This window comes from Micromonospora sp. L31, assembly GCF_052068075.1.
Classification (GTDB): Bacteria; Actinomycetota; Actinomycetes; order Mycobacteriales; family Micromonosporaceae; genus Micromonospora; species Micromonospora purpureochromogenes.
This window is the reverse complement of record NZ_JBQHDC010000009.1, coordinates 194,409-218,703: the sequence shown is the minus strand read 5'-3', so window position 1 is coordinate 218,703 and position 24,295 is coordinate 194,409. Positions and strand designations below refer to the sequence as shown.

Annotated in this window: 22 protein-coding genes; 10 read left to right on the top strand and 12 right to left on the bottom strand. The window is 71.0% G+C overall.

What is annotated here, in order from left to right:
- Position 1: 1 nt before the first annotated feature.
- From ACTMS9_RS23770 to ACTMS9_RS23750, 5 genes are all read right to left on the bottom strand, one after another.
- Positions 2–979, bottom strand: a complete 978-nt coding sequence (locus ACTMS9_RS23770) for an ABC transporter permease (RefSeq protein ID WP_280839617.1) — start codon at positions 977–979, stop codon at positions 2–4.
- Positions 976–2,142 (bottom strand): ABC transporter ATP-binding protein, encoded by a 1,167-nt coding sequence (locus tag ACTMS9_RS23765; protein ID WP_441148955.1) that lies wholly within the window; start codon positions 2,140–2,142, stop codon positions 976–978. Before ACTMS9_RS23765 ends, ACTMS9_RS23770 begins: the two co-directional genes overlap by 4 nt.
- A gap of 90 nt (positions 2,143–2,232) precedes the next feature.
- On the bottom strand, positions 2,233–3,909 hold the full coding sequence (locus ACTMS9_RS23760; RefSeq protein WP_441148954.1) for an ABC transporter substrate-binding protein: 1,677 nt from the start codon (positions 3,907–3,909) through the stop codon (positions 2,233–2,235).
- A 124-nt stretch (positions 3,910–4,033) separates the two neighbouring features.
- Positions 4,034–5,035 carry a LacI family DNA-binding transcriptional regulator gene (locus ACTMS9_RS23755; RefSeq protein ID WP_441148953.1) on the bottom strand — a complete coding sequence of 334 codons (1,002 nt, stop codon included), beginning with the start codon at positions 5,033–5,035 and terminating at the stop codon, positions 4,034–4,036.
- A 304-nt stretch (positions 5,036–5,339) separates the two neighbouring features.
- A complete protein-coding gene (locus ACTMS9_RS23750; protein ID WP_441166046.1) occupies positions 5,340–5,471 on the bottom strand; it encodes a hypothetical protein in 132 nt (43 codons plus the stop codon).
- 246 nt (positions 5,472–5,717) lie between these two features.
- On the opposite strand from ACTMS9_RS23750, the gene ACTMS9_RS23745 reads away from it, so the two are divergent.
- Positions 5,718–6,086 (top strand): SgcJ/EcaC family oxidoreductase, encoded by a 369-nt coding sequence (locus ACTMS9_RS23745; RefSeq protein ID WP_441166045.1) that lies wholly within the window; start codon positions 5,718–5,720, stop codon positions 6,084–6,086.
- Positions 6,087–6,123: 37 nt separating this feature from the next.
- Here ACTMS9_RS23745 and ACTMS9_RS23740 read toward each other — a convergent pair whose 3' ends face one another.
- The 3 genes from ACTMS9_RS23740 to ACTMS9_RS23730 form a co-directional block, all read right to left on the bottom strand.
- A complete protein-coding gene (locus ACTMS9_RS23740) occupies positions 6,124–6,417 on the bottom strand; it encodes a DUF1330 domain-containing protein (RefSeq protein ID WP_441148950.1) in 294 nt (97 codons plus the stop codon).
- Between the two features lie 131 nt (positions 6,418–6,548).
- Positions 6,549–7,208: an SGNH/GDSL hydrolase family protein gene (locus tag ACTMS9_RS23735; protein WP_441166044.1), complete on the bottom strand. Its 660-nt coding sequence runs from the start codon at positions 7,206–7,208 to the stop codon at positions 6,549–6,551.
- Positions 7,205–9,346: an alpha-galactosidase gene (locus tag ACTMS9_RS23730; protein WP_441166043.1), complete on the bottom strand. Its 2,142-nt coding sequence runs from the start codon at positions 9,344–9,346 to the stop codon at positions 7,205–7,207. The genes ACTMS9_RS23735 and ACTMS9_RS23730 overlap by 4 nt, the downstream gene beginning before the upstream one ends.
- Before the next feature lie 341 nt (positions 9,347–9,687).
- On the opposite strand from ACTMS9_RS23730, the gene ACTMS9_RS23725 reads away from it, so the two are divergent.
- From ACTMS9_RS23725 to ACTMS9_RS23705, 5 genes are all read left to right on the top strand, one after another.
- Positions 9,688–10,530: a carbohydrate ABC transporter permease gene (locus ACTMS9_RS23725; RefSeq protein ID WP_441148947.1), complete on the top strand. Its 843-nt coding sequence runs from the start codon at positions 9,688–9,690 to the stop codon at positions 10,528–10,530.
- Positions 10,527–11,426, top strand: coding sequence for a carbohydrate ABC transporter permease (locus tag ACTMS9_RS23720; protein ID WP_441166042.1), 900 nt, complete (start codon positions 10,527–10,529; stop codon positions 11,424–11,426). The genes ACTMS9_RS23725 and ACTMS9_RS23720 overlap by 4 nt, the downstream gene beginning before the upstream one ends.
- The gene (locus ACTMS9_RS23715; RefSeq protein ID WP_441166041.1) at positions 11,423–13,954 is read left to right on the top strand and encodes a glycosyl hydrolase family 95 catalytic domain-containing protein; all 2,532 of its coding nucleotides are present in this window, start codon (positions 11,423–11,425) and stop codon (positions 13,952–13,954) included. Before ACTMS9_RS23720 ends, ACTMS9_RS23715 begins: the two co-directional genes overlap by 4 nt.
- Before the next feature lie 30 nt (positions 13,955–13,984).
- Positions 13,985–15,322: an ABC transporter substrate-binding protein gene (locus ACTMS9_RS23710; RefSeq protein WP_441166040.1), complete on the top strand. Its 1,338-nt coding sequence runs from the start codon at positions 13,985–13,987 to the stop codon at positions 15,320–15,322.
- A gap of 117 nt (positions 15,323–15,439) precedes the next feature.
- Positions 15,440–16,612, top strand: a complete 1,173-nt coding sequence (locus ACTMS9_RS23705) for an ROK family transcriptional regulator (RefSeq protein ID WP_441166039.1) — start codon at positions 15,440–15,442, stop codon at positions 16,610–16,612.
- A gap of 45 nt (positions 16,613–16,657) precedes the next feature.
- On the opposite strand, the gene ACTMS9_RS23700 is transcribed toward ACTMS9_RS23705, so the two are convergent.
- The 4 genes from ACTMS9_RS23700 to ACTMS9_RS23685 are packed head-to-tail and all read right to left on the bottom strand — an operon-like array spanning position 16,658 to position 20,176.
- Positions 16,658–17,278, bottom strand: coding sequence for a LutC/YkgG family protein (locus tag ACTMS9_RS23700; protein WP_441166038.1), 621 nt, complete (start codon positions 17,276–17,278; stop codon positions 16,658–16,660).
- Entirely contained in the window at positions 17,275–18,732 is a 1,458-nt protein-coding gene (locus ACTMS9_RS23695; protein WP_441166037.1) for a LutB/LldF family L-lactate oxidation iron-sulfur protein, read from the bottom strand. The genes ACTMS9_RS23700 and ACTMS9_RS23695 overlap by 4 nt, the downstream gene beginning before the upstream one ends.
- The gene (locus ACTMS9_RS23690; protein ID WP_441148940.1) at positions 18,729–19,439 is read right to left on the bottom strand and encodes a (Fe-S)-binding protein; all 711 of its coding nucleotides are present in this window, start codon (positions 19,437–19,439) and stop codon (positions 18,729–18,731) included. The genes ACTMS9_RS23695 and ACTMS9_RS23690 overlap by 4 nt, the downstream gene beginning before the upstream one ends.
- Before the next feature lie 26 nt (positions 19,440–19,465).
- Positions 19,466–20,176 carry a GntR family transcriptional regulator gene (locus ACTMS9_RS23685; protein ID WP_441148939.1) on the bottom strand — a complete coding sequence of 237 codons (711 nt, stop codon included), beginning with the start codon at positions 20,174–20,176 and terminating at the stop codon, positions 19,466–19,468.
- Positions 20,177–20,273: 97 nt separating this feature from the next.
- Here ACTMS9_RS23685 and ACTMS9_RS23680 point away from each other — a divergent pair, with 97 nt between their 5' ends.
- Genes ACTMS9_RS23680 through ACTMS9_RS23665 form a run of 4 tightly spaced genes read left to right on the top strand, consistent with a single transcriptional unit; the run spans position 20,274 to position 24,230 of the window.
- Entirely contained in the window at positions 20,274–21,251 is a 978-nt protein-coding gene (locus ACTMS9_RS23680) for an aldo/keto reductase (protein ID WP_441148938.1), read from the top strand.
- On the top strand, positions 21,248–22,090 hold the full coding sequence (locus ACTMS9_RS23675; RefSeq protein WP_441148937.1) for an amidohydrolase family protein: 843 nt from the start codon (positions 21,248–21,250) through the stop codon (positions 22,088–22,090). The genes ACTMS9_RS23680 and ACTMS9_RS23675 overlap by 4 nt, the downstream gene beginning before the upstream one ends.
- The gene (locus ACTMS9_RS23670; protein WP_441148936.1) at positions 22,087–22,926 is read left to right on the top strand and encodes a fumarylacetoacetate hydrolase family protein; all 840 of its coding nucleotides are present in this window, start codon (positions 22,087–22,089) and stop codon (positions 22,924–22,926) included. The genes ACTMS9_RS23675 and ACTMS9_RS23670 overlap by 4 nt, the downstream gene beginning before the upstream one ends.
- Complete coding sequence (locus ACTMS9_RS23665; protein WP_441166036.1) at positions 22,926–24,230, top strand: enolase C-terminal domain-like protein; 1,305 nt, start codon at positions 22,926–22,928, stop codon at positions 24,228–24,230. Before ACTMS9_RS23670 ends, ACTMS9_RS23665 begins: the two co-directional genes overlap by 1 nt.
- The last annotated feature ends 65 nt before the right edge of the window (positions 24,231–24,295 follow it).

The following is a 24,295-nucleotide window of genomic DNA, read 5'->3' as shown; positions in this document are numbered from 1 at the left end:
CTCAGCTCTTTCGGGTCCGCGGGTCGAGAAGCAGGTACGCGACGTCGGCGAGCAGGTTCGCCACCAGCACGGAGATCGTGATGATCAGGAAGATGCCCTGCATCAGCGGGTAGTCCTTGGCGCCGACGGCCTGGAAGAGCTGGTAGCCGAGCCCGGGGTAGGAGAAGACGATCTCCACCAGCAGCGTGCCGCCGACGATGAACCCGAGCGACAGGGCGAAGCCCGACACGTTCGGCAGCAGCGCGTTGCGGGCCGCGTAGCTGAGGGCGACCCGGCGCTCGGACAGCCCCTTCGCGTGGGCGACCGTGATGTAGTCCTCTGAGGAGACGGTGACCATCATGTTGCGCATGCTGAGGATCCACCCGCTCATCGAGGAGACCAGGATGGTGGCGGCGGGCAGGATGCTGTGCTGGATCGCGCTCGGGATGAAGTACTGGTCGAACGCCGGCACGAGGCCCGGCTCGTAGCCGCCGGAGGACGGGAAGAAGCTTCCCGGGCCGGCGAACAGGGCGATGGCGACGAGGCCCAGCCAGAAGTACGGAATCGAGGACAGGAACGTGGTGGCCGGCAGGAGGCCGTCGACCCAGGAGCCGCGCCGCCAGCCGGCGCCGACGCCGAGCGCGGTGCCGAGGAGGAAGCTGATGATCGTGGTGATGCCGACCAGGCCGATCGTCCACGGCAGGCTGTCGCCGATCACCGTCGACACCGGCGCCGGGAAGAAGGTGAACGACAGCCCCAGGTCGCCGTGGAGGAGCTGTCCCCAGTAGTGCAGGTACTGCTCCCAGACGTTCTCGTTCGCGTCCAGCCCGAACAGCACGCGCAGCGACTCGATGGCGTCGGCGCTGATCCGGCCCTGGTTGCGCGAGATGAGGGACTGCACCGGGTCGCCCGGGACCAACCGCGGGATGAAGAAGTTGAGCGTGATGGCCGCCCATGCGGTGAACAGGTAGAAGGCCGTGCGCTGCAGGAGGAATCTCATCGGGTCTCCTCCAAGGTGGCGTTGTCGTCCCGCTCGACCGCTGCCGGGGGCGGTGGCACGGCCGGGTCGGCGTCCGGCGCGGCGGAGCCGGGAGTGTCGGCGGCGACGGTGGCCGGGTCGTAGAGCCAGCAGGCCGCCCAGTGGCCGGGCCGGTCGCCGATGGTCAGCCGTGGCGGCAGGTCCGCCGTGCAGCGCCGCATGGCGTGCGGGCACCGGGGGTGGAACCGGCAGCCGGCGGGCGGGGTAATCAGGCTCGGCGGCTCGCCCTGACCGCGGTCCTCCCCGGCGGCCGCGTCGACGCCGGCGCCGTCGCCGGTGATGCGCTCGGGGTCTGGCGCCGAATCGGTGAGCAGCCGGGTGTACGGGTGGGCCGGGTTCTGGGTGACGGTCTCGCTGTCGCCGCCCTCGACCATCCGGCCGGCGTACATCACGATCGTCTCGTCGGCGAAGTAGCGGGCCGAGGCGATGTCGTGCGTGATGTAGAGGATGGCGATGTTGAGCCGCTGCTTGAGGTCTTGGAGCAGGTTGAGCACGCCGAGGCGGATCGAGACGTCGAGCATGGAGACCGGCTCGTCGGCGAGGAGCACCTCCGGGTCGGCGCCGAGCGCCCGGGCGATGGCGACCCGCTGCCGCTGGCCGCCGGAGAGCTCGTGCGGGAAGGCGTCCAGGTAGCGCTCGGGCGGGGTGAGGCTGACCCGGGTGAGCAGCTTGCCGAGGGCCGCCTCCAGGTCCTCGGCGCTGCGCCCGGCGTTGCCGTGGATCCGCAGCGATCGGGTGAGGTGGTAGCGGACGGTGTGCACCGGATTCAACGACGCGAACGGGTCCTGCAGGATCAGCTGGACCCGTCGCACGTACGACCGGAACGGACGACCGCCGCGCACCCTGGTCGACGTGCCGTGCAGGCGGAGGTCGCCGGCGGTGCGGGGGTAGATCTGGGCCAGCAGCCGGGCCACCGTGGACTTGCCGGAGCCGGACTCCCCGACCAGCGCGGTCACCCGGCCGCGACGCAGCGCGAACGATACGTCGTCGACGGCGTGCACGACTGCCGGCGTCCGGGAGAAGAGGTCACGCAGCCGTCTGCGGACGGGGAAGTGCTTGGTCAGGCCGACGGCCTCCAGCACCACCTCGTCGGCGGGTGCCGCCGCGCTCTCGCTCAACGTCATGCCGAGTTCCTGTCTGGGATCGCGATGTCACGAATATCTGGTGCCGCCTCCCCGGTCGGCCGGGGCCGACCGGGGAGGCGGTGTCGGGGGTCAGCTACCGGCGGGCTTCAGGTGCAGGACCACGTCCAGCGCGTTGGGCTGGGTGGGCTGCATGGCGCCGTACGGGTTCGAGTCGTCGGGCCAGCCGGTCCAGTTCTTCGTGCTGTACGCGCCGCCGATGTTGTCCGCGCCGACCGGGATCATCGGCATCTGGTCGACGAAGATCTTCTGCAGCGTGCTCATCGCGGCGGTACGGGCCGCCTCGTCGGTGGCGTTCGCGTAGGCGACCAGGGCGTCGGTCGCCTGCTTGTTGTTGAAGCGGCCGAAGTTGCCCGCCGGGGAGGCGGTGCCGATCGGCTTGAGCTGCCGGCCGTCCATGATCGTCCGGTAGATGTCGTACGGCGTGGCACCGCCCTCGGTCCACCGGAAGGTCGCCTCGAAGTTGCCCTGCTCGACGTTGCGGAACCAGGCGTCCTGGTTGGCCTTGTCGACCGTCGCGGCGATGCCGATCTTCGACAGGTTGTCCTTCACGATCTCGAGGCTGGTCTGGTAGTCGGACCACCCGGCCGGGTCGGTCAGCTTGATCGTGACGGCCTTGCCGGTCTTGTCCTTGAGGGTGTTGCCGTCGAGCTTGTAGCCGGCGCCGGTGAGCAGCGCCTTGGCGCCCTCGACGTCGACCTTGTGCTCCTGGCCCTTGAACTCCGACGCGATGAACGCGTCACCGGCCGGGCTGGGCAGGCCGGTCACGCTCTTCACCAGCGGGTGGAAGTACCCGGCCTCGGCCGTGGTGAAGATGTCCTGGCGGTCGATGACCATGTTCATGGCCCGGCGCAGCGTCGGGTCGTCGAACGGCTTCTTCGTGGTGTTGAGGTAGAGGCCGTGGATGCCCAGGATCGCGGGCGCCCACATCTTGTGGTGCTCCTGGTCCTTGGCCACAAAGACGGTCTGGTAGTTGGGGATGAAGACGAAGCTCCACTCCGACTCGCCGTTGGCCAGCGCGGTGGTCTGCGCGCTGTTGTCGGTGTAGGAGGTGTAGCGCAGCTCCTTGACCTTCGGCAGGTCCTGCCAGTAGCCACTGTCGCGTACCGCCAGGGTCATGCTGGCCGGGGTGAACGACTTCAGGGTGTACGGGCCGCTGCCGACCGGCTGCTTGACGGTGTCGGTCGTCGGGTCGCTGATCTTCTCCCAGATGTGCTTGGGCACGATCGGCACCCGCCACAGCACCTTCTGCTGGTTCACGAACTGCGGGCTGGCCATCTTGATGGTGACCTCGTTGCCGCTGGCGGTCGCGTCCGTGTAGGGCACGCCCTGGTCGTTGAGCGCCGGGTACTTCTTGACCAGGTTGTAGGTGAAGGCGACGTCCTCGGCGGTGACCTTCTGCCCGTCTGACCAGGTGGCGTTGTCTCGGATAGTGACCTTGACCGAGGCGTAGTCTGACGACCACTCGGCCTTGGTCGCCAGCCACGGCTTGAACGGGTCGGCCGGCTTCACCGGGTTCCACATCATCAGCGGCTCGAAGATCTGCCAGCGGTAGCCCAGCGAGGCTGCGGCGGACGTGGTGAGGAACGGGTTGTTGTTCTCGGCCTGCGGGCCGTTCGGCATGCCGACGTTCAGCACCGTGGCCGCCTGGCCGTTCTTCTTGTTCGCGTTCGGGCTGTCGCCGCACGCGGCGACGCCGGTGGCCATCGCGCCGGCCAGCGCGACGGCGAGGAACTGCCTTCTTCTCATGGAGGTCTCCCTCGGTGCTCCCGCAATCCTCGAGCGGGATGTGGTGGATGGAGGGTGTGCGGTGTTGCCACCGGTGGGCGCGGTGCTCCCGCCGGTGTGGGTGGTGGATACAGCGGTGGAGAGGTCAGGTGGTGCCGGTCGAGGCGCGGACGGTGAAGCTGGTGGGAATGACGGTCGGGGTGTCGGGCAGCGGCGTGCCGGCAAGGTGGGCGATGAGGGTGCGGGCGGCGGCCGCCCCCATCTCCCGCAACGGCTGGCGGACCGAGCTCAGCGGGGGGTGGGTGTGCCCGGCCAGGGGCAGGTCGTCGAAGCCGACCACCGCCACGTCGTCCGGGACCCGCCGGCCGGCGTCGCGCAGCGCCTGGAGCGCCCCGGCGGCGGAGAGGTCGTTGTGCGCGAAGACGGCGTCGAACGGCACGCCGTCGGCGAGCAGGCGTTCCACCGCGACCCGCCCGCACTCGAAGGTGAAGTCACCCTCCACGACGAGGGCGGGGTCGATGGGCAGGCCGGCGTCGGCGTAGCCATCCGCGAAGCCGGCCAGCCGCTCCCGGGTGCAGCCGAAGCGGCTCAGGCCGGTGACGACCAGCGGCCGCTTCCGCCCGTGCGCCAGCAGGTGCACCGCTGCGGCTCGCGCGCCGGACTCGTTGGTGGTGCGCACCGACGGGAAGCCGGGCTGGTGGCCGCGGTCGTCGATGAGGATGACCGGCAGTCCGCGTTCGTGCAGCTCGGTGATGTAGTCGAGGGTGCCCTCCGGCTCGACCACGAGCAGGCCGTCGAAGGACTTCGCGGAGACCTGGGAGGCGAACCGCCGCATCGACTCGTCGCCGTGGGTGCAGGTGAACAGCAGCATGCCATACCCCTCGGCCTCGACCACGTCGGCCGCGCCCTGGAGCACCTCGCCCATCCAGGGCCAGGTCAGGGCGGGCACCAGCATGCCGACCACCCGGGTACGCCCGCGGGCCAGGCCGACCGCGCGGGCGCTCGGCACGTACCCAAGGGCGTTGATGACCGCGCGGACCCGGTCGGCGGTGCGGACGTGCACCTCGCCCTTGCCGTTGAGCACCCGGGAGACCGTCGTCTTGCTCACCCCCGCGCGGGTGGCGACGTCGGCGATGGTGATCGGCACGTGACGCTCCCGGGTCGAAGGGGTGAGGCCTTGTTTCGGAACCGGTTGCGGAAGCGGTTCCGTCGCAGTCAACCGAAGTGGCGGAGGTCACGTCAATAACGGGCGGGTAACGAAACATGGCTAAGTTCGAAACCTGAAAAAACTGCCTCTGGGCAGCGCGGCCGATCCAGGGTGTCACCAGCGTCGATGCGAGGAAACGGGGTCGTCCGCGGGGCGTGCCGGCGCCTACCGTGATCCGATGACCGAACCGGCCGGCCTGGACCGGCTCACCGCCTTCGCCGCTGCCTGACGTCCACCAGGCGGGTCAGGCGGGCCGGGCGCGGGCGTAGACGTCGCCCGAGTTGGCCTCGTGGGGCAGCGCCCGCACGTACGCCGCCACCTCGCCCGCCGGCCGCCAGCCATCAAGGGCGAACGCCATCTCGTCGCCGAGCGCCACGGTGGACCTGGTGAAGCCCAGCCGGGTGAGCCGGTCCAGGCAGTGCGCGGGCAGCGCGGGTCGAGCCGATCTTCTCCAGTCTCAAGCGCTACGACTGGCGACCCGATTCACGAACGACGAAGCGGCACATCCCCCGCGATGTCCGAGATGTTCAAAGCACTCAGTAGCGGCGAGCCGAACGGGCACGATTGACGGATGAAGGCCCGGACCACCCTCGGCCGAGGTCATGCCAGAACGAGGAGCCCCATGACCAGCAATCCGATGGACGAGGTGCTCGGCCGGTGGAAGGCAGCATTTGACGACCATGATGTCGAGGCCATGGCCGACCTGTTCCACCCGGATGCCCTCTTCCTCGGCTTCGGCCCCGAGGTGCTCGTCGGCCGGCAGATGGTACGTGCCTACTACGGCGCCGTACCCGACGATCGCAGCGCGGACGTGACCGTGTTGCACACCTACTCGATCGGCCAGGGGGCGGCTGGTGGTTTCGCCCACGTCGTTTTCCGCGATCCCACCGGCTGGGAAGCCCCGGTGTACCTGTCCCTGGCCCTCCAGTTCAGCGCGGGTTCCTGGCGGATCCGTCAATACCACGTGTGCAGGATCGGCCCACAACGCTGAAAACCGGAGGCGGGGCTTCAACGCCGGCGGCGTGCGTTCAGGAAAGCGCCTCGATGATGCGCAGGTCGCGTTCGGCTCCGTCGTCGAGCACCCGGAGCGCCTGCTGGTAGGCGGGGCTGTTGTAGGCCGCGACGGCGGCGTCGACACTGTCGAACTCGATCAGCGTGGTGCGCTCCATGATTCCGGACTCGAACGCTCGAGCCGGAAGTCCGCGCGCCAGGAACCTGCCACCCGCGGCGCGCATCGCCGGCCCGGCCAGCTCAACGTAGGCGACCAGCTTCTTCTCGTCTTTGATCGACCGGAAGGTGTTGATCCAGTATGCCTTCGCCATCTTCTCTGTCTCCTGCTCGAGTACGGGGCGGCCTTACTTGGCATGTAACACCAGGTCGGATCTGCTGCCTTCCCGGTTGCAGGTAACCGAACCGTAGGTTCGGCTGTGGGGACTGCGATTCGCCCGGCCGATCATGTCGCGGGCACCGGTGCTTCGGGCATGGGGCGAGGCGGCGCGTCACCCCGACGTCGGAGCACCGCCGTCAACTGGGAAGTCGCGTGTTCCAGCCACAGCGTCGCAAGCGCCTGGTGACCGCGATGACTCGGGTGTACGCCGTCGGGCGCGAGGCCGGCTGCGTCGCCGAGGGCGTTGAGGGCCGTGTCCGCCGGCACGAGCGCGGCGTCGTACTCCCGCGCGAGGCTCCGTACGATCGCGATCTTCGGTTCGAGGTCGTCGCGCCAGGCGATCTGCTCCGCCCGAACCGGGAGCAGGAATGGCTCGATGAGCACGAGTTCGACCCGGTCGGCGGCGAGTGGCTCGAGCAGCGCCCGACAGTTCGTCTCGAAGTCCGCCGCCGGGGTGGGGTCGTCGCTGTCGTAGCGTCGCCAGGTGTCGTTGACGCCGACGAGAATGCTCACGAGCGTCGGCCGCGCCGCCAGCACATCTCGGTCCCACCTTTCGCGGAGATCGCGGCTCCGATCGCCGCTGATGCCGCGGTTGAGCCAGTGCGCCTCGCTGCCCAGCGTCTCGGCGATCCGGCGCACGTATCCGTCGCCGAGCCCGGTGGGGTCTTCACGCCGCCCGCAGTCGGTGACGCTGTCGCCGGCGAAGAGGATGGTCGGCTTGTTCATGGGATCCTTTCGATGTCGATGAGCATCGCCTGCTGCGGGTTGAGCGTCGGCATGGGAACGCCGGCGCCCGCGAGCACGGCGCCGGAGAGTTCGATCGGGTGTTCGGCGGCGCGGGCCACCCACTCGGGGTCTCGCCCCTGGTGCCGGCTCGCCGCGCCGAGTTCCTCCCGGATGGCGACCCGGTAGCGGACGGTGCGGTCGAGTCCGGGGAAGCGGACCCGGCCGGATTGACCGGCCGCGGAGGTCTGGAACCGCACCCAGGTGAACAAGGCTCTCGAGCCGTCGCGGGCGACGGTGCCGTAGAGCGCGGTCGCGTCGTCAGCGAGGTCGGCGTTGACCACCCGTCCCGTCTGGAGGAGCGGCCGGATCTCCCGATACAGCCGCGACCACGCGGCGATCGTCGCGAGTTCGCTGTCGCTCGCGACGGTGAGGTCCTGCTCGATACCCGGGTGCGCCGTGAGCGACGCGATGAGCCGGAACGACAGGTCGGTCGTGCGGGAGGTGGTGTGGGCCCGGGCCGATCCGAGGTGCGAGCCGATCAGTTCCGGCGGCACGAGTGCCCGCGTCCACCGCTCGATCTGCACGCGTTCCACCGGGTCGTTGCAGTCCGAGGCCCACACCCGGTCGGTGCGGTCGAGGATGCCGAGATCGACCCGCCCGCCGCCGCCGGAACACGTCTCGATCTCCAGGCCCGGATGCCGTTCGCGCAGTTCGTCGAGGAGCCGGTAGAGCGCGAGCGTCTGCCGGCGGACGCTGGGCCGGTCGCCGCTCGCCTCGCGGCTGACCGCCTCGATCAGGTCGCGGTTGTGGTCCCACTTGAGGTAGTCGATCGAGTGCTCACGGACGAGAGCGTCGATGCGGGTGAGAAGGTGTTCGTACGCCTCGGGGCGGGCGATGTCGAGCACGTACTGCTGCCTGGAGCTCGGCCCGAGACCGGCGCTCGGCCCGAGGATCCAGTCCGGATGCCGTTCGGCGAGCTCCGAGTCCAGGTTGACCATCTCGGGCTCGAACCAGAGCCCGAACTGCATGCCGTGGGAACGCACGACCTCGACGAACGGGCCGAGGCCGTCCGGCCACACGTCGCGGTCGACGAACCAGTCGCCGAGGCCGGCGTCGGCCTGGCGGCGGCGGTGGAACCAGCCGTCGTCGAGCACGATCCGCTCGACGCCCACCTCGGCGGCTCGTTTCACGAGCTGGGTGAGCCGGTCGAGATCGTGGTCGAAGTAGACGGCCTCCCAGGTGTTCAGCACCAGCGGCCGGGGCGTCGAGGGGTGGTTCGGCCGGCTGCGCAGTCGGCGGTGCAAGCGGTCCGCGAGGCCGTCGGTGCCGGCATCGGACCAGATGAACAGCACCGTCGGCGCCTCGTAGCGGTCGCCGTCGGCGAGCAGGACCTCACCCGAGCGCAGGGACTCGCCCGCGCCGATGACGGCGGAGAACGCACCGGCTCCCTCGGGGAGGCGTTCGGCGAGGTAGCGCTGCTCGCCGCTCCACGCCAGGTGCATCGCCCAGACCTCGCCGTGGCCGAAGCCGAACGACGGCGTGCCGGCGACGAGGAGATAGGGCGAGTCGTGTCCGGGCTTGCCGCGACGGGTGGCGCGGGCGTGCGTACCGAACCCGAAAGGCGTGCGCTGCGGGGCGCGCTCACGGCACCACTTCCCGGTGAAGTCGAGCAGCTCGGTGGCCCGTTCGGGCACGGGCATGAGGGCGAGGAGGCCGTCGAGTGTGTACGGGGCGCCGCCGGTCGACGGGTGGAGAGCGGCGTCGCGTTCGATGCTCATCCGCACGGCGAGCACGCCGAAGCGGTCCAGTTCGTAGACGAGCGAGGACCGCAAGGCCGTCACCCGGTCGACGAATCCGAACTCGATCCTGCCGCCGACTCCGTCGTCGGGGACGTCGATGCGATGCGATTCGAGCCGGGGCCGCGGGGTCGTCGCGTACCCCGCCGCGTTCCCCGACTGCGCGGTCGTGCCCGACCAGCCGTCGTACTCGCTCGGCCACACGGACAGGACCCGGGGTTCGTCGGGTGAGTTGTTGAGGACCGCGGGTTCCGCGGTGAGCCGAAGATCGTCGCCGTGGACATCCGTCGGGTCTCCGAGATCCGCCCCCCAGTGCAGGACCCGGGGGGTGGGATGGCGCACCTCGACGACGAGAGCGGTGCCTCCGGCACGGAGGGCGAGTACCGCTTCAGCGCCGGAAAGCATGGGTCACGGCCTCCGTGGACGGTTACAAGAGAGTTACTTGACGCCGTAAATTAATCATGTTTAGTCTGGCCCGGCAAGCGCAGGACGAGATCGGGCACCTCGCCGCCGAGCCGGCACGACAGGTCGAACATGCGGGAGCAGGAAGACCAATGGCGCTCTTGGAATCAGCGGCTCGCGACACGCGGCCACCGCAACAGGCGGCGCGGCGCCGTAGGGCGCTCCGCCGCCCGATCAACGCGAACTCCCCGGCCCACCGGGGCGACGCACGGCTCGCGTGGGTGCTCATCGCGCCCTCGTTCATCGGATTCGCCGTCTTCGCGGTCTACCCGACGCTCCGCGGCCTCTACCTGAGCTTCACCGACTTCCAGGTCCTCACCCCGCCCACCTGGGTCGGCTTGGACAACTACGTGAAGCTCGCGGACGACGAGGTCTTCTGGTCCTCGCTCGGCGTCACCGTCTACTTCGTCCTGCTCTCGGTGACTCTCAGCATTGCCGTGTCGGTCGTCACCGCGGCGGTGCTGCACCGCCTCACGTCCTCGACCGTGGTCCGCGGCCTCATCATCCTGCCCTTCCTCATCTCCGGGGTCGTCGCCGCGACCGTGTGGTCGTGGCTGCTCGACACCCAGCTCGGGATCGTCAACATCCTCATCGAGGCGCTCGGCGGCGACGGCGTACAGTTCCTGACCTCCCGCGGATGGGCGATCCCGTCGATCGCGCTCATCAACGTGTGGAAGCAGATGGGCTACACCTCGATCATCATCTTCGCCGGCCTGCAGACCATTCCGGCCACGGTCTACGAGGCCGGACGCATCGACGGGGCGAGCGAGCTGCAGATGTTCCGCCGACTCACGCTCCCCCTGCTGCGTCCGATCCTCGCCCTCGTGCTCGTGCTCAACGTCATCGGTGCGTTCCAGGTCTTCGACATCGTCCAGGTCACGACGAAGGGCGGCCCGGCCAACGCCTCGAACGTCCTGCAGATGTACATCTACAGCAAGGCGTTCGGCCAGTTCGACTTCGGCTACGCCTCCGCGATGTCCTTCGCCCTCTTCGCGATCCTCATCGTCATCACCTTCCTGCAGATGCGCCTGCTGCGCGCGAGCGAATCGGACACCAGCGAATGAGCACCTCCGCCACCCGTCGACGCCGCTTCACCACCGGTCGCGCCCTCGCCTGGGCGTACCTCATCGGCATCCTCTTCGTGACGATCTTCCCGTTCTACTGGATCCTGCGCACCGCGCTCTCCGACAACTACGCGCTGATGGCCAACCCGGCCTCGATCCTGCCCGTCGGCTTCACCCTCGGACCCTTCAAGCGGGTGCTCGGGCTCGCGACGACCGAGGAGTCCATTGCCGAGGGCGGCTCGGGCGCATCGGTCGAGATCGGCCACTTCCTCGTCAACTCCCTCATCTACGCCACGGTCTCGACGGCGCTCATCGTGTTCTTCTCCACGATCGCCGCGTACGCCTTCGCGCGCCTGCAATGGCGGGGCCGCGACGTCATGTTCAGCCTCTTCCTCACCGCGCTCATGGTTCCCGGCATCCTCACCCTGCTGCCGAACTTCGTGCTCGTGAAGGAGCTCGGCCTGCTCAACACCTTCGCCGGGATGATCCTGCCCGGGGCGCTCTTCTCGGCCTTCAACATCTTCTTCCTCCGGCAGTTCATGCTCGGCCTGCCGATCGAGACCGAGGAGGCGGCCCTGCTCGACGGCGCCGGCCGCATCAGGATCCTCTTCGGCATCACCCTCCCGATGACGAGCGGGCCCATGATCACGCTGTCGATCCTCGGGTTCATCGGGATGTGGAACGACTACTTCTGGCCGCTGCTCGTGACGAGTGACGAGTCCGTGCAACCGCTCACCCTCGCGCTGGCCGTGTTCAAGCAGTCGTCGCCGCAGGCCCAACCCGACTGGGCGGGACTGATGGCGGCGACGCTCGTCGCGGCCCTGCCGATGCTCGGGCTGTTCATGGTCTTCGGCAGGCGCATCGTCAACTCCATCGGCTTCTCGGGGATCAAGTGACGGCCGGGACCCTCCGCGTCGCCTGGCGGCAACCCGCACGCGACTGGGTCGAGGCCACGCCGCTGGGCAACGGCCGCCTCGGCGCGATGGTCTTCGGCGGCGCCCGAACCCGCATCCAGGTCAACGACGCGACCATCTGGTCGGGTCACCCCGACGGGCCGGCCGACGCGCTCGCCGACCTCGTCGCGCGTGGAGCCGGACCCGAACGCCTCGCCGAGATCCGGTCGGCGATCGACGCCGGGGACCTCCGACGCGCCGAAGCGCTCCTGATGACTTTCGAGGGCCCGTACTCCCAGGAGTTCCTGCCCTTCGTCGACCTGGAACTCGCCACGCGCGGCGCGGCCGTCGCGGAAGGCCGGCCCGCCCGCGTCCTCGACCTCGACGAGGCGTACGTGACCGAACCGCTCGTGGTCGACGGCGCCGCCGTCACGCGCCGCACCTTCGCCTCCGCGCCCGCCGGCTGCCTCTTCGTCGAGTACCTCGCCGACCGGCCGGTGCTCGACGTCGACCTCCGCCTGTCGACGCGCCTGCGCGAGGCGGGCCGCGACACCGCCGCGACCGGCATCACCCTCGACGTGGTCGCGCCGATCGACGGTGCGCCCCTGCACGAGCCCGCGGTGGAGCCGGCTCATCGCTACCTGTCCCCGGACGCCGACGGCTTCGACCACTTCGCGGCCGCGGCGCTCGCGCTGCGAAGCGACGGAACCGTGGGTTCCGCCGGCGACACCCTGCGGATCCGCGGGGCGAGCCGGCTGCTGATCGCACTGTCGACGTCGAGCAGGGCCGGACTGTGGTGGGCCGACCCTGACGGCGCCGGCTGGCGGAGCTCCTCCCCGGAGGAGATCCGGGAGCGCGCCCGCTCGAACGTCACGGCCGCCCTGCGGCAGACGGCGCACGAGCGGTTCGCCGAGCATCTCGCCGACGTGCGGGAGCATGCCTCGGGGGCGCGCTTCGCGATCGGCGGTCGGCGCGCCGGCACCTGGGACGTCGAGCGCGACATCCTGCACGGCGACGACGAAGGCCTCCGGGCGACCGTGCTCGCCGAGTACGGCCGCTACCTGCTCGGCGCGTCGTCGCGCTCGGGCAGCCCCGCCGCGAACCTGCAGGGGATCTGGAACGACGAGCTCCGACCGCCGTGGTCGGCCAACTACACGATCAACATCAACACCCAGATGAACTACTGGGCCGCACCGATCGTGGGACTCGACGATTCGACCGAGCCGCTGGCCGCACTCGTACGGCGAATCGCGAACACCGGCTCCGACGTCGCGGCCCGCCTCTACGGCGCCCGTGGCTGGGTCGCCCACCACAACAGCGACCTCTGGGGCTGGAGCCTGCCGGTCGGGATGGGTCACGGCGCCCCGAGCTGGGCGATCTGGATGATGGGCGGCGTCTGGCTCACCCACAACCTCTGGGACCGCTACGAGTTCGCCGGCGACCGCGAGCTGCTGGAGCACACCGTGTGGCCGCTCATGCGCGGGGCGGCGCTGTTCTGCCTCGACTGGCTCGTCGACGACCCCGCGAGCGGCCGGCTGCGCACCATCCCCTCGACCTCGCCGGAGAACCTGTTCGTCGGCTCCGATGGACGGCCCGAAGCGCTCAGCGTCTCGACGACGACGGACATCGCCCTCATCCGAGCGCTGTTCGAGCGCGCCCGCTCGGCGATCGCCGTACTCGGCCTCGACGACCCGCTCGACCGCGACCTCACCGCCGCCCTCGAACGTCTTCCGGAGCTCAGGGTCGGCCCCGACGGCCGGCTGTGCGAATGGTCGACCGATGTCGCGGACGCGGATCCGCACCACCGGCACCTGTCTCCGCTCGTCGCGCTCTACCCGCTCGATCTCATCGACCCCGTCCGCACGCCTGAACTGGCCGAGGCGGCGCGCCGCTTCCTCGACGCCCGCGGACCCGGGGCGATGGGCTGGTCGTGGGCGTGGAAGATCGCGCTCCGAGCCCGGCTCGGCGACGCCGCCGAAGCCCGAGCGCTACTGCTCGAGGCCAGCACCGCGTTCGACCGCGACCACCGCCGGCTCGCCCCCGTCGACGGATCCGAATGGGGCGGGCTCCTGCCGAACCTGTTCAGCACGCACCCGCCCTTCCAGATCGACGGCAACTACGGGTTCACGGCGGCCATCGCCGAGCTGCTCGTGCAGAGCCACCACGGCCGCATCCGGCTGCTGCCCGCGCTGCCCGCGCAATGGCCGAGCGGCCGGGTAGCCGGGTTGCGGGCCCGCGACGGGCTCGAGGTCGACCTCGCCTGGACCGACGGCGCCGTCGACAGCGCCGTGATCCGCGACCTTCGCGGCGCCCCCCACCGGGTCGTCGTCGAGCACGACGACCGGCTGCTCGAACTCGAGGTCCCGGCACACGGCGAGGTCTCGCTACGGCCCGTCGACCTCCCGCGCCGACCTGACACCGCATCGAGGCCGGCGGCAGCAGCGCAGCCGCCGGCCTTCGCCGCCAGGCGCACGAACGCGCCGGCGCCGCAGACCCACCACACCCACACCCACCCAACCGGGCGTCAGTGACGGCGCCCCGCCACCCATAGTGAGGAACTCGTGAAACCGAAGCGGATCGCGGCGGTGCTGGCGCTCGTCGCCATGACCGTCACACTCACCGCCTGCTCGACCGGCGAAGACTCCGGCAGCAGCAGCGGCGGCACGGTCAACTGGTGGACCTGGGACGAGCGGCAGGCGGCCTCGTACCAGAAGTGCCTGCCCGGCTTCCAGCAGGCCAACCCCGGCATCACCGTCAAGATCTCCCAGTACGGCGTGGAGGACTACTTCACGAAGCTCACCGCCGGCTTCGTCTCGGGCGCGGCGCCCGACGCGTTCCAGAACAGCGTCCCCCTGCTGGGCGCCTACGCCGGGCAGAAGCAGATCCTGGCCCTCGACGACCAGATCAAGAAGACCGGGTACGACCTGTCGGTCTTCGACATCGGCGTCGACTCGTGGAAGTACACCGACGGCAAGCAGTACGGCATCCCGCTGGACTGGGCGGCCGCCGCGATCTACTTCAACAAGGACAAGGTCGCTGCGGCGGGCCTCACCGACGCCGACATCATGGGCATGACGTGGAACCCCGACGACGGCGGCACCTTCGACGACGTCGTCGCGCGCCTCACCGTCGACAAGAACGGCGTCCGCGGCGACCAGCCCGGATTCGACAAGACCAAGGTGGCCACGTACGGCATCGGCAGCCTCGCCGCCGCTGACTTCAACGGGCAGACCTCGTGGAACCCGTTCGTGTCGACCCTCGGCTGGCGGCTCGGTGACAAGCCGGCCTGGCCGACCCGGTTCCCGTACGACAACCCCGACTTCGTCAAGACCCTGGAGTACGTGCGCGGTCTCGGCGAGCGCGGCCTGATGCCCAAGTTCGGGCAGCTGACGGTCGCGGGCAGCCAGCAGATCGGCTCGGGGTCGGTCGCGATGGTGCAGGGCGGCACGTGGGACGCCACCTCGATCACGAAGATCCCGGGCGCCAAGGTGGGCATCGCGCCGACGGTCAAGGGCCCCAAGGGCCGCTCGATGATCAGCAACTCGAACGCCAACAACATCTACGCCGGCACGAAGAACCTCGACGCGACCTGGAAGTGGGTCACGTACATGGGCTCGGAGGCCTGCCAGTCGGCCGCCGGCGCGGACGCGACGTTCCTGCCGTCGATCGCCAAGTCGCTCCAGGTCGCGGTCGACGCCCAGAAGGCGCAGGGGCTCGACCTGTCGGGCTTCGTCGCCGCACTGAACAACGGCGAGCTGTACCCGGCGCCGCCGACGGCCAACGGCCAGGAGCTCTCCGACACGATCCAGCCGATGTTCGAGGCGTACTTCAGCGGCGAACGTGACAAGGATGTGTTCCCGGAGATGGCCACGAAGACGGAGAAGATCCTCGCCGAGTGACACCGGTGCCGGGGCGGAGTCGGCGCATGCCGGCTCCGCCCCGCTCGCTGACTACGATGGTGCCCGGACGACGCGCTACCACGCCCTGACCGGCGTCCAACCAAGAGGAATCCCGGAATGAACGACGCAGACGCCGCAGTCTCGCTGCTCCAAGGGGCGTCGGCGGCGGCGGCCGAGGTCTTCAGGAGCATCCTCACCCGGGGCCCGATCAGCCGCATCGACATCGCCCGGCTCACCGGACTCTCGCAGGCGGCGGTCACGAAGGCGGTCGCACCACTCATCGGGGCCGGGCTCGTCTCCGACCAGCTCGAGTCGCAACGCGACGGGCAGCCGGGGCGGCCGGCGAACCCCCTCATGGTCGTTGCCGACGCGCTGGTCTTCGTCGGGATCAAGGTCAATGCCGACGAGATCGTCGGCGTCGCGACCGATCTGACGACGAGCATCCTCGCCAGCGACCGGCGCCCGCTGCACTCCACCAAGCTCGACCTCGTCGTCGACGCCATCGAGGCGACCACGACCACACTCGTGGACACGCTCGGCGGGCGAGCCGAACGCATCTGCGCCGTCGCGGTCACCGTCTCCGGCGACGTCGACGCGCACAGCGGCGTCGTCCGCGAGTCCGCGATCATGGGCTGGACCGATGTGCCCCTCGCGAAGATCCTGACCGGCCGCCTCGACCGCGACGTCCTGGTCGAGAACGACGTCCGGGCCCTCACGATCGGCGAGCACTGGTTCGGCGTGGGCGTCGGCACCGCCTCGTTCGCGATCGTCACGATCGGCCGCGGCATCGGCAGCGGACTGCACGTCAACGGCGAGGTCGTCGAAGGCGCCTACGGCGTCGCGGGCGAGATCGGACACCTTCCGCTGACCTCACCTGACCGGATCTGCCCCTGCGGCCGCCGCGGCTGCGTCGAGGCTGTCGCCGGCACCCCCGCCATCGTCGCCGAGGTCTCGCGCGGACACGGCAGGGAACTGTCGATCGACGAGGTCCTCGACCTGGCGCACCGCGGTGACTCCGTCGCCGTGCGGACGTTCGAGCAGGCAGCGACCGTGATCGGCACCGCGATCGCGACACTGGTCAACCTCGCCGGGCCCGAACTCGTCATCATCGGTGGCGAGGCGGTGAGCGACTTCGACCTCTTCGAGGCGCACCTGCGTGCCGCCTTCGCCGAGCACGCCTTCGGCGCGGCGGGCCGCTGCCGGATCGTCACGCGCCCGCACACCTTCGAGGACTGGGCACGCGGCGCCGCAGCCTCGGCTGTCCGTCGGCTGGTGGAGAACCGGATCTGAAGCGCGGCCGGGTCCCGGTCGGTCGGTCCGGCGCCGCCGCCGGCGTCAGCGGCCGGTTGCGGTGGCGGCGTCGTCGGGGACCAGGACGACATCCAGTCGGCGGGGCCCGTGCACCCCCTCCACCCGGTTCAGCTCGATGTCGCTGGTCGCCGACGGGCCGGAGATCCAGGTCTGCGGTGCGCGTGGGTCGAGCCGGGCGATGGCCTCGGGCACCAGGCCCACGATCTGGCCGGTTCGGACCACACAGATGTGCCGGTCGGGGACGAGCGTCAGCATCCGGCGCCCCTGGGTGGATCCGGCGTCCAGCACGATGGTGCCGGTGTCGGCCACCGCCACCGCGCAGCCGGTCAGCACGGCCTCCATACCGTCGAGCTCGGCCGGCGACAGCGGGGGTGTGTCCCGGCGGACCTGCCCGGCGAAGCCGGTCAGCCAGTGCCCGGGGATGTCGTCGGGCACCGCGAGCCGGTCGACGCCGGCCAGCAGACGCGGAAGGGCATCGAGACCGTGGTGGACCACCGCGCGATAGTCCACCAGCCGGTCGACGAACAGCTCGATCAGATCGACGGACTCGGCGACGCGGCGATAGTGACGCGGCACGTCGACCGGCGCCGGGGCGTCGACCAGCGCCGCCCGCAGGCGGGCGAGGATCTCGTCTCGGGCGTTCACTGTTTCTCCCACCATTCCCGGAAGGTCTGCGGCGCGGGCAGCGGTGCGTCCCGCGACCGCGTCCACGCCGACGCCGGCCACGGCAGCCTGCGCAGGGTGCGGGCCCCGGCTCGCCGCTGCCGCCAGGTGCCCAGGGGGCCGGCGGCGCGGCGGGCAACCCGCAACGCGAGGGCCCACCGTCGTGGGCTGCGCATGAGCCACGAGAGGGTACGCATGGCCGTCCGCTCCGCCGCCGCGTGTGGCGCCTGTTGGCGCAGGTGGACGAGGATCTCCGGTATGTCGATCTTGACTGGGCAGACGTCGGCGCAGGCGCCGCAGAGCGTGGACGCGTACGGCAGCGAGGCGTTGTCGGCGACCCCGGTCAACTGCGGCGAGAGGATCGCCCCGATCGGCCCCGGATACACCGACCCGTACGCGTGCCCACCGGCCCGCTCGTAGACCGGGCAGACGTTGAGGCAGGCGGAGCAGCGGATGCAGGACAGCGCCGACCGGCCGACCGGATCCGCCAGCACCGCCGAACGTCCGTTGTCGACGAGCACCACGTGCACCTCCCGCGGGCCGTCGCCCGGCGTGACCCCCGTCCACATCGACGTGTAGGGGTTCATCCGCTCCCCGGTCGAGGAGCGCGGCAGCAGTTGCAGGAAGACCTCCAGGTCGGCGAAGCTCGGCACCAGCTTCTCGACCCCGAGGACGCTGATCAGGGTCTGCGGCAGGGTGAGGCACATCCGCCCGTTGCCTTCGGACTCCACCACCACCAGCGTGCCCGTGTCGGCGACCGCGAAGTTCGCCCCGGACACCGCGACCTTCGCCTCCAGGAACCGGCGCCGCAGGTGCTGGCGGGCCGCTTCGGCCAGCTCCCGCGGCTCCGCGCCGAGGTCGGCAGGGGCGTCGGCCATCCGGCGGCGGAAGATGTCCCGGATCTGCTCCCGGTTGTAGTGGATCGCGGGCACCAGGATGTGCGAGGGGGTGTCGTCGCCGAGCTGCACGATCAGCTCGGCGAGGTCGGTCTCGTGGGCGGCGATGCCGGCCGCCGCCAGGGCCTCGTTGAGCTCGATCTCCTGGGTGGCCATGGACTTGACCTTCACCACCTCGTCGGTGCCCGCCGCGCGGGTCAACTCGACCACGATCCGGCATGCCTCGGCCGCGTCCCGGGCCCAGTGCACCCGGGCGCCGGCGGCCGTGGCCGCCGCCTCGAACCGTTCCAGCAGCTCGGGCAGGCGCCGCTGGACATCCGCCTTGATCGCCGCCCCGGCGTCGCGCAACGCCGCCCAGTCCGGGACCTCGTCGACGACGCGGGCCCGTTTGCCGCGGATCGTGCGGGTGGCCAGGTGCAGGTTGGCGCGCAGCTGGTCGTCGGCGACCGCGCTTCGGGCGGCCGTCGGGAACGGCAGCGGGGTGCGGATGCGGCCACCGCCGGTGGCCGGAACTCCGGCGGGGGCGGCGTGCTGGCTCACGCGTCGTCTCCCGTCATGGCGAGGATCTCGGCGTAGTGCATCGCCCGTACGCCGGAGCGGGCCCGGTCCAGGCCGCCGCCGATGTGGGCCAGGCACGAGTTGTCCGCCGCCGCGAGCACCGCCGCGCCCGTCTCGCGTACGCGGGCGCACTTGTCGGCCAGCATCGCGGTGGACACCGCAGCGTTCTTCAGCGCGAAGGTGCCGCCGAAGCCGCAGCATTCGGTGGCGTCGTCGAGCTCGACGAGGCGGATCTGCCGGACGTGGCGCAACAGGGTGAGCGGCTTGTCGCCCAGCCGCAGCATCCGCAGGCCGTGGCAGGTCGGATGGTAGGTGACCGGCTGTGCGAACGCGGCGCCGACGTCGGTGAGGCCGAGGACGTCCACCAGCAGCTCGGACAGTTCGTAGGTGCGGCCGGCGACGGAGGCCGCGGCCGGGTGCAGGCGCGGGTACTGCTCGCGGATCATGGCGGTGCACGAGGCGGACGGCGCGACGACGGCGTCGTAGCCGTCGAAGGTGTCGGCGAAGCCGCGGACCAGCGGCACCGCCTCGTCCCGGTACCCGGTGTTGGCGTGCAGCTGACCGCAGCAGGTCTGCGTGACGGGGAACTCGACGGTGTGACCGAGCCGCCGCAGGATGCGGGTGACCGCGATGCCGGTCTGCGGATAGGCGAGGTCGTTGACGCAGGTGATGAAGAGGGCGATGCGCACGGCGGGTCCTCGGATGTTCGGGGGGGTCAGGGCGCGCTGCCCGCGCCCGACGCCGGCAGCCGGTGGAACGCGGGCAGGTGGCGGCGGCGGGCTGCGGTCAGGTGGGCCCGCATCGCCTCGGTGGCGCCCTCGGGGTTGCCAGCGGCGATGGCGGCGGCGATGTGCTGGTGCTCGGCGGCCGTCTCCGACGCGGTCGCGGCGGGGAAGTAGAGGCGGTGCAGATGCAGGTGCGCGTGCAGGCGGGTGATCGCGTCGCGCAGCAGGGGACTGCCGGCAGCCTCCGCGACGAGGTCGTGGAACCGTGCGTCGAGGGCGGTGAAGGCGGCGTGGCGGCGGTAGTCCTCGCCCGCCTCCACGCCGACCGTCGCCCCGGCCTCCGTGCCGATCCGCTCGCGGTCCGCGGTGCCCGCGTGCACCGCCGCCCGGGCGGCGGCCGCACCCTCGAGCAGGATGCGCATGTCGAACAGATCGTCGAACTCGGCCCTGCTCAACAGCGGGGTCGTGGTGTATCCGGACAGCGGCCGCTTGCGGACCAGCCCGTCGGACTCGAGGCGGGCCAGGGCCTCCCGGACGGGGGTGGGGGAGACGTCGAGCTGCCGGGCGAGCACGTCGATGGTCACCCGCGCGCCCGGAGGCAGCGTGTGGTCCATGATCAGCCCCTTGACGGCCTCGTAGACGTCCTCGGAGAGGGTGAGCCGCCGGGCGGGGCGGATGCGGCCTGCGGTCTGGTGCGTCATCGCTTCCTCGTGCCCCCTTGACTGGCTCGGTTCGGACAGAGTAGACACTCTATCCGGGCAATATCCTATAGGAAATAGCATCGCGGGAGGTCGGCGCGTGAAGGCCACCGAGAAGGTGCCCCTGGGGCGTACCGGCCTGACGGTGACCCGGTTGGGGCTCGGGCTGGCGCCGATCGGCGGGCTGTTCACCGCCGTCGGCGACGAGGTCGCCCGGGCCACCGTGGAGGCGGCCTGGGATCTCGGACTGCGCTACTTCGACACCGCCCCGCTGTACGGGTGCGGGCTGTCGGAGCGCCGGGCCGGGGCGGTGCTCGCCGGCCGACCGCGCGACGAGTTCACCCTCTCCACCAAGGTCGGTCGCCTGCTCGTGCCCGACGGCCGCGAGCGGCAGGAGTTCTGGGCGGAGTCGACCGACCTCGCCCCGGTCTTCGACTTCTCCGCCGCCGGGGTCCGCCGCTGTCATGCCGGGAGCCTGGAACGGCTGGGACTCGACCGGATCGACATCGCGCACCTCCACGACCCGGACGACCACCTCGCCGAGGCGATGACCGGCGCCTACCCGGCCCTCGCCGAGCTGCGCGCCGCCGGCGAGATCGGTGCGGTCAGCGCCGGCATGAATCACGCTCCTGGCCTCGTCACGCTGGTCCGGGAGGGCGACTTCGACTGCGTCATGCTCGCCGGTCGGTACACGCTTCTCGACCAGTCCGGCCTGGCCGAGCTGCTGCCGCTGTGCGCGCGGCGGGGCGTCGCCGTCCTCGCCGCGGGCGTCTACAACTCCGGTCTCCTGGCCGACCCACGCCCGGGCGCTCACTACGACTACGCCCCGGCCGACCGCACCGTCCTGGGCCGGGCCGCCGCCATCCGGGCGGTGTGCGACCGGCACGGGGTGCCGCTGCGGGCCGCGGCCATCCAGTTCCCGCTCGGACACCCGGCCGTCGCCAGCGTGGTGATCGGCGCCCGCGACCCGGGGCAGATCGCCGACAACGTCGCGATGTTCCAGTGGGACGTCCCGGGTGCGCTGTGGGCCGACCTGAAGGCCGAGGGACTGCTGGCAGAGGAGGTGCCGACGCCGTGATCGTCGATGCCCACCACCACGTGTGGACCGCCGACTACCCCTGGCTCGCGGCACCCGGGCTGGAGCCGCTGCGCCGCGACTACACCCTCGGCGACCTGACGCCCAGCCTGGCCGAGGCGGGCGTGACGGCGACGGTCCTGGTCGAGGCGGGCCGTTGCGACAGCGCCGAGACCGCCGAGTTCCTGGCCCTCGCCGCCGGCACGCCGCGGATCGCCGGCGTCGTCGGTTGGGCGTCCCTGACCGACCCCGACCTCGCCACCACCCTGGCCGGCTACCGCGCCCTGCCGGGCGGCGCAAAGCTGGTCGGCATCCGCGACCAGGTGCAGGCGGTCACCGACCCGGACCATCTGGCCCGCCCCGACGTCCGGGCCGCCCTCGCCGCCGCCGGCGCCGCCGGACTGACCGTCGACCTCATCGTCCACACCGGACAACTGCCCGCCTGCGCCGAGGCGGCCAGGGCCACCCCGGGCACCACGTTCGTCCTGGACCACCTCGGCAAGCCACCGATCGCCGCGGGCGCCCACGCCCGCTGGCGGGCGGCCATCGCCCGGCTGGCCGCCTGCCACAACGTCACCGCCAAGGTGTCCGGCCTGCTCACCGAGACCGGGCCCGGGTCCGGCCCGGACACCATCCGGCCCTACGTCGACACCGCGCTGGAGCTCTTCGGCCCCGAGCGGCTGATGCTCGGCTCCGACTGGCCGGTGTGCGAGCTGGTCACCACGTACGCGGGTGCCCTGGCGGCGCTCGACGCCTGCCTGGCGGAGCTGTCGCCGCACGAGCGATCGGCGGTCAGGGCCGGCACCGCGATTCGCACCTACGCACTGGAGGTTGGTTCGTGAGACTCATGCGCGTCGGGCCGGTGGGTCAGGAACGGCCCGTACGGTACGACGACGGGCACTACCTCGACCTGTCGGGGCTGACGGCCGACATCGACGCGACCTTTCTCGCCGGCGACGGACTGCGGCGAGCCCGCGAGGCCACTGACCTTCCAGAGATCGACGTCACCGGCCAGCGGATCGGCCCCCCGATCGCCCGCCCCGGCGCGATCCTCTGCGTCGGACAGAACTACGCGGCCCACGCCGCGGAATCCGGCTCGGTGCCGCCCGAGCTGCCGATCGTGTTCTACAAGGCCCCCAACACGGTGGTCGGCCCGTACGACGACGTGCTGATTCCACGCGGGTCGACGAAGACCGACTGGGAGGTCGAACTGGCCGTGGTGATCGGCCGTCAGGCCCGCTATCTGTCCTCGCCCGACGAGGCGCTGGCCCACGTCGCCGGGTACGTGCTCTCCAACGACGTCTCCGAACGCGACTTCCAGCTCACCGTCTCCGGCGGGCAGTGGTCCAAGGGCAAGTCGTGCGAGACGTTCCAGCCGCTCGGACCCTGGCTGGTCACCACCGACGAGGTGGCCGACCCGCAGGCGTTGCGCCTGCGCTCCTGGGTCAACGGCGAGCCCCGCCAGGACTCCACCACCAAAGACATGATCTTCGACGTCGCGTACCTGGTCTGGCACCTGTCCCAGTACACCGTGCTCGACCCGGGGGACGTGATCAACACCGGAACGCCGCAGGGGGTGGCGCTGTCCGGACGGTTCCCGTATCTGTCACCCGGGGACGTCATGGAGGTCGAGATCGACGGTCTCGGCCGGCAGCGCAGCACGATGAGGAGCGCCTGATGGCCCGGATCACCCGCGTCGACACGTACGACGTCCGGTTCCCCACCTCACGGGAGCTCGACGGATCCGACGCGATGAACCCCGATCCCGACTACTCGGCGGCGTACCTGGTGCTGCGCACCGACGACGGCCCGGACGGCCACGGCTTCACCTTCACCATCGGCCGCGGCAACGACATCTGCCGGACGGCGATCGACGCCCTCGTCCCGTTCGTGGTGGGCCTGGACCCGGACACCGTCGACCTGGGCGCGTTCGCCCGATCCCTCACCCACGACTCGCAGCTGCGCTGGCTGGGCCCCGAGAAGGGAGTGGTGCACCTCGCCGCCGGCGCGGTCATCAACGCCATGTGGGACCTGGTCGCCAAACGGGCCGGCAAGCCCGTCTGGCGGTACCTGGCCGAGCTCAGCCCCGAGCAGATCGTCGACCTGGTCGACTGGCGGTACCTCACCGACGCCCTGACCCCGGCGGAGGCCCTGCGGATGCTGCGCGCCGCCGAACCGGGCCGAGCCGGCCGCGCGGCGATCCTGACCGAGCGCGGCTACCCCGCGTACACCACCTCGCCGGGCTGGCTCGGCTACGACGACGACAAGGTGGTACGGCTGGCCAAGCAGGCCGTCGCCGACGGGTTCACCCAGATCAAGCTCAAGGTGGGCGCCGACCGGGCCGACGACCTCCGACGGCTCCGGGCGGCCCGGGCGGCGGTCGGGCCGGACATCCGCATCGCCGTGGACGCCAACCAGCGATGGGACGTGCCCGACGCGATCGCGTGGATGCGCGACCTGGCGCCCTACGACCCCTGGTGGATCGAGGAGCCCACGAGCCCCGACGACGTGCTCGGGCACGCCGCGATCCGGGCCGCGCTCGCCACCGCCGCGCCGTCGGGCGGGGCCATCCGGGTGGCCACCGGCGAGCACGTGCAGAACCGGGTGGTGTTCAAGCAACTGCTCCAGGCCGGGGCGGTGGACGTGGTGCAGATCGACGCCGCCCGGGTGGGCGGGGTGAACGAGAACGTGGCGATCCTGCTGCTGGCCGCGAAGTACGGCGTACCGGTCTGCCCGCACGCCGGGGGAGTCGGCCTGTGTGAACTGGTGCAGCACCTCTCGATGTTCGACTTCGTGGCCGTCTCCGGCAGCACCGACGACCGGGTCATCGAGCACGTCGGTCACCTGCACGAGCACTTCCGCACCCCGGTGGTGGTGCGCGACGGCCACTACCACGCGCCGACCGCACCCGGCTTCTCCGCCGAGATGCACGCCGACAGCCTCGCCCGGTACGCCTACCCGGACGGACCCGCGTGGGCCTGATCGACCTCGACCTCGCCACCGGCCGGCCGGCGGTGCAGCGGCTCCGACGACTGCCGGGATGAGAA

Excerpts from the sequence above, each read along its gene's own strand:
- ACTMS9_RS23770 (WP_280839617.1), bottom strand. The coding sequence starts at position 979 with ATGAGATTCCTCCTGCAGCGCACGGCCTTCTACCTGTTCACCGCATGG.
- ACTMS9_RS23765 (WP_441148955.1), bottom strand. The coding sequence starts at position 2,142 with ATGACGTTGAGCGAGAGCGCGGCGGCACCCGCCGACGAGGTGGTGCTG.
- ACTMS9_RS23760 (WP_441148954.1), bottom strand. The coding sequence starts at position 3,909 with ATGAGAAGAAGGCAGTTCCTCGCCGTCGCGCTGGCCGGCGCGATGGCC.
- ACTMS9_RS23745 (WP_441166045.1), top strand. The coding sequence starts at position 5,718 with ATGACCAGCAATCCGATGGACGAGGTGCTCGGCCGGTGGAAGGCAGCA.
- ACTMS9_RS23740 (WP_441148950.1), bottom strand. The coding sequence starts at position 6,417 with ATGGCGAAGGCATACTGGATCAACACCTTCCGGTCGATCAAAGACGAG.
- ACTMS9_RS23735 (WP_441166044.1), bottom strand. The coding sequence starts at position 7,208 with ATGAACAAGCCGACCATCCTCTTCGCCGGCGACAGCGTCACCGACTGC.
- ACTMS9_RS23720 (WP_441166042.1), top strand. The coding sequence starts at position 10,527 with ATGAGCACCTCCGCCACCCGTCGACGCCGCTTCACCACCGGTCGCGCC.
- ACTMS9_RS23705 (WP_441166039.1), top strand. The coding sequence starts at position 15,440 with ATGAACGACGCAGACGCCGCAGTCTCGCTGCTCCAAGGGGCGTCGGCG.
- ACTMS9_RS23685 (WP_441148939.1), bottom strand. The coding sequence starts at position 20,176 with ATGACGCACCAGACCGCAGGCCGCATCCGCCCCGCCCGGCGGCTCACC.
- ACTMS9_RS23665 (WP_441166036.1), top strand. The coding sequence starts at position 22,926 with ATGGCCCGGATCACCCGCGTCGACACGTACGACGTCCGGTTCCCCACC.